This window comes from Nitratidesulfovibrio liaohensis (assembly GCF_011682075.1).
GTDB classification, from domain to species: Bacteria; Desulfobacterota; Desulfovibrionia; order Desulfovibrionales; family Desulfovibrionaceae; genus Cupidesulfovibrio; species Cupidesulfovibrio liaohensis.
The window spans coordinates 1-4174 of the sequence record NZ_VSMK01000237.1; the positions used below are offsets into that span (position 1 = coordinate 1).

Sequence of the window (4174 nt, forward strand, 5' to 3'; positions counted from 1 at the left end):
GCGGCGTCCGAACGGGCGGCGTCTGCCTCGGGCAGGTTGGCGGCTTCCAGCACGGCGCCGCCGCGCTCGGTGACGGCCACGGCCACGAAGCCGCCGTCGTCACCACTGCCCACGGGTGTCAGCAGGATGTCCGAGCCGGTGGTGTCCGCCGGGCCGCAGCCGGTCCAGTGGCAGAAGCAGGTGGACCCGGCCTTGTTGCAGGCCAGGGTGACCACCACGGTGGCCTCGCGCCGCGCCGCGTAGTACGGGTCGCGGTGGGGGCCGTTCAGGTACACCCGGTCGAAGATGTGGAAGCCGCGCGCGTCGCACGGGCGACCGCCGAAGATCAGCGCCGGTTCGATGTCCACGGTGGAATCCAGCCGCACGGTGGTGTGGCCGGGGTCGTTGGGATCCTTTTCGCGGATGAAGGCGAACAGCCGCTCGCTCTGCGGAAAGATGACGCCCTTGGGCGGCACCGTGGCGCGGGCCAGCAGCGGTTCCTCGCCTTCCGCGCGGGGGCGGAAGACCACGGCGTCGCCTTCGCGGCGGGGTGCGTAGGTCACGCGGCCCCGCGCCATGTCGTCGAGGGCGCGGGCAAGCTCGCCGCGCGCGATGTATCGTGCGAAGCTCATCACAGCCCATGCTCCTTGATGTTCTTTTCTTCCACGGCAAAGGCCAGCAGCGGCGGCACCGCGTTCACGTCAACGCCTGCGCGGTAGTCGAACAGGGTGCGCACCGAACGGTTCATCCACTGCTTGAGGGACAGCACCGGGATGTTCACCGGGCAGGCCCGCTGGCATTCGCCGCATTCGGTGCAGCGCCCTGCCAGGTGCAGGGCATGGATGACCTGGAACTGCAACTTCTCGCGCACGTTGCCTTCCTGGGTGGTCCAGTGCGGGTCGCGGCTTTCGGCGATGCAGTGGTCGCGGCACACGCACATGGGACAGGCATTGCGGCAGGCGTAGCAGCGCAGGCATCGGTCCATCTGGGCGCGCCAGAAGCCGCGCCGTTGTTCCGGTGTCATGGCGTCCAGGGCTTCGAGACTGGGCGGTGCGTCGGGCGCAGGGCCAGCCGGGGCGGAGGCGTTGCCCTCCACCACGTCGCCCAAGAGGGGCACGGGGGTGTCGCAGGTGCGGCACTTTTCGGCCACCACGTCGGTCAGCTTCAGACGCGCGGGGGTTTCTCCCTCAACGGTCAGGCCGTCGCCTTCCGCCGCCACCGACGCAGGCGCCACGTCTGCGCACATCGCGCCATCCGCGGTGCCTGCCCCTTCCGAACCAGTACCATTCAGGGCCTTCTGCACGCGGGTCATGTCCACCACGCCCTCGCAGGCCATGCCGAACACCCGCACGTTGTCGGGCTCCACCAGCTTTTCCTGCAACAGCTCTATGACCGAGCGGCTGTCGCACCCCTTCACCACCACGCCCACCTTGCGGTTCTTGAACTGCGGCAGGTAGGTGGCCAGGTTGTGCACGTTCAGCGGGCCCCAGGTCAGCTTGTCCACGTCTTCCGGCTTGCGCATGAACAGCGGCGTGGCGTGCAGCGCGTCAAAGCCCTGCTGCCAGCCGATGACGCAGTCCAGCTCCGGCAGCGCCGCGCGGATCTTTTCGCGCAGTTGCTCCAGCGATGCGGCCAGCGTTCCCGCCGCCGGGTAGGCAAGCGGACGCAACGGCGCGCGCGGGCTGTCGCCCCCCGCCGCCAGCGGCAGGTACGGTGCGGCTTCCTCTATGCGCGGGGCATGCCCCAGCTGATGCACCTTTTCGACAAAGGTGGAGACCACGTTCTTCCAGCGCTGCCCTTCCGACGCGGAAACCCAGGTGTACTGGAAGCGGTCCGGGTCGATGCCGAGGGCGGGCAGGAAGGTCTTCAGCGTTTCAAGCCGACGCCGGGCATAGAAGTTGCCCTGGCTGTAGTGACAGTCGCGCGGGTGGCAGCCGGAAACCAGCACCCCGTCCGCGCCGCCAAGCAGCGCCTTGACCACGAACATGGGATCCACGCGACCCGAACAGGGCACGCGGATGATGCGCAGGTCCGTGGGCTGCGAGAATCGCCCGACCCCGGCGGTGTCGGCACCGCCGTACGAGCACCAGTTGCACAGGAACCCTACGACGCGGAGTTCCTTCCCCTTCAGGACAGGCATAGTGCGTTGACCTCCGCGAGGATCTGGTTGTCGGTGAAGTGCTGCAGCTGGATGGCCCCCTGCGGACAGGTGACCGTGCAGATACCGCAGCCCTGGCACACCGTTTCAATGACGCGGGCCTTCATCTCGCCGCGCAGTTCCATCCATTCGATGGCCCCGTAGGGACAGGTGGTGATGCACTTGCCGCAGCCCACGCAGCGGCGCACGTCCACCTGCGATATCTGCGGGTCGCTTTCCAGCCTGCCGCGCGAGAAAAGGCCCAGCACCTTGGCCGCCGCCGCGCTGCCCTGCCCCACCGAGGACGGGATGTCCTTGGGGCCCTGGCACGCACCGGCAAGGTAGACCCCCGCGGTATTGGTTTCCACCGGACGCAGCTTGCAATGGCTTTCCATGAAAAAGCCGTAATTGTCGTACGAGATGCGCAGCTTTTCGGCCAGTTGCGGTGCCCCGTGGGACGATTCCGCCCCCACGGCCAGCACCACCAGGTCGGCGGGCACCTCCACCTGTTCGCCAAGCAGCGTATCCACCCCGCGCACCAGGTACGTGTCGCCCTGCGGGACGATCATGGACACGCGGCCGCGCACGTACTGCACGCCGTATTCTTCCATGGCCCGGCGGGTGAACTCCTCGTACATCTTCCCGTTGGCGCGAATGTCCATGTAGAAGACGTAGCTGCGCGAATCGGGGATGTGGTCCTTGGTCAGCACCGCCTGCTTGGCGGTGTACATGCAGCAGAAGCCGCTGCAGTACGGGCGGTCCACGGAACGGTCACGCGAACCGACGCACTGGATGAACACCACGGTCTTGGGCTCTTTTCCGTCAGAGGGGCGCTTGACGTGCCCGCCCGTTGGGCCGGAGGCCGACAGCAGCCGTTCGTACTGCAAGGAGGTGATCACGTCCGGGTAGCGCCCGCCGCCGTATTCCGCGTATTTGGTGTAATCGAACAGGTCGTAGCCCGTGGCCGTGATGATGGCCCCCACTTCCTCGGTGACCACCTGGTCTTCCATGTCGTAGCGGATGGCCCCGGTGGGACACACCTTGGCGCACACGCCGCACTTGCCCTTGACGAACTGGCGGCAGGACGTGGGATCGATGATGGCCTTCTTGGGGATGGCCTGCGGGAACGGAATGTTGATGGAGGTGGTGACGCCCACGTGCTCGTTGAACGCATCGGGCGACTTCCTGCTGGGGCACTTTTCCATGCACAGGCCGCAGCCGGTGCACAGTTCCCAGTCCACGTAGGTGGCCTTGCGCCGCACGTCCACCTTGAAGTTGCCCACGTAGCCGCCGATCTTCTCTACCTCGGCATGGGCGTACAGGCGGATGTTGGGGTGTTGCGACACGTCCACCATCTTGGGGCCAAGGATGCAGCTGGAACAGTCCACGGTGGGGAACGTCTTGTCCAGCTTGGCCATCTTGCCGCCGATGGTCGATTCGCGCTCCACCAGCACCACTTCGATGCCGCCGTCGGCACAGTCCAGCGCGGCCTGGATGCCCGCCACGCCGCCGCCGATGACCAGCACGCGCTTGGTCACGTCGAACGACTTGGGGTACAGCGGCGCGTTCAGGCGCAGCTTTTCCACGGCCATGCGGACCAGCTCCGCAGCCTTGTTGCTGTTGGCCTCGCGGTCCTTGCCGATCCACGATACATGCTCGCGGATGTTGGCCATTTCGAACATGTAGCGGTTCAGCCCGGCCCGTTCCACCGTGCGGCGGAAGGTGGGTTCGTGCATGCGCGGGGTGCACGAGGCAACCACCACGCCGTCCAGCGCATGCTCCTTGATGGCGTCCACGATGGCCGCCTGCCCCGGTTCGGAGCACGCGTACATGGTGTCGGAAGAAAAGACCACGTCGGGGTAGGCGCGGGCCACCTCGGCCACGCCGGGCACATCCACGGTGCCGCCGATGTTGCTGCCGCAGTGGCAGACGAAAACACCTATTCTCATGCCCTGCCCCCTTCATTCACTGCGGCGGCCTGTTTGGCCTGGGCGGCCTTGGCGGCGGCCTGGGCAGCGGCCTTGGCTGCCTGCGCGGCCTCTTCGGCCTGCCGCGCCG

Annotated in this window: 2 protein-coding genes and 1 pseudogene; all 3 read right to left on the reverse strand. The window is 67.1% G+C overall.

Annotation, left to right across the window (positions count from 1 at the left end; translation table 11 throughout):
- Positions 1-611, reverse strand: a pseudogene (locus FVW27_RS09255) (4Fe-4S dicluster domain-containing protein); the annotation flags it as partial.
- Complete coding sequence (locus FVW27_RS09260) at positions 611-2119, reverse strand: hydrogenase iron-sulfur subunit (RefSeq protein WP_167124554.1); 1509 nt, start codon at positions 2117-2119, stop codon at positions 611-613. The gene FVW27_RS09260 and the pseudogene FVW27_RS09255, both read right to left, overlap by 1 nt.
- Entirely contained in the window at positions 2107-4065 is a 1959-nt protein-coding gene (locus FVW27_RS09265; RefSeq protein ID WP_167124555.1) for a CoB--CoM heterodisulfide reductase iron-sulfur subunit A family protein, read from the reverse strand. The genes FVW27_RS09260 and FVW27_RS09265 overlap by 13 nt, the downstream gene beginning before the upstream one ends.
- Between the last annotated feature and the right edge of the window lie 109 nt (positions 4066-4174).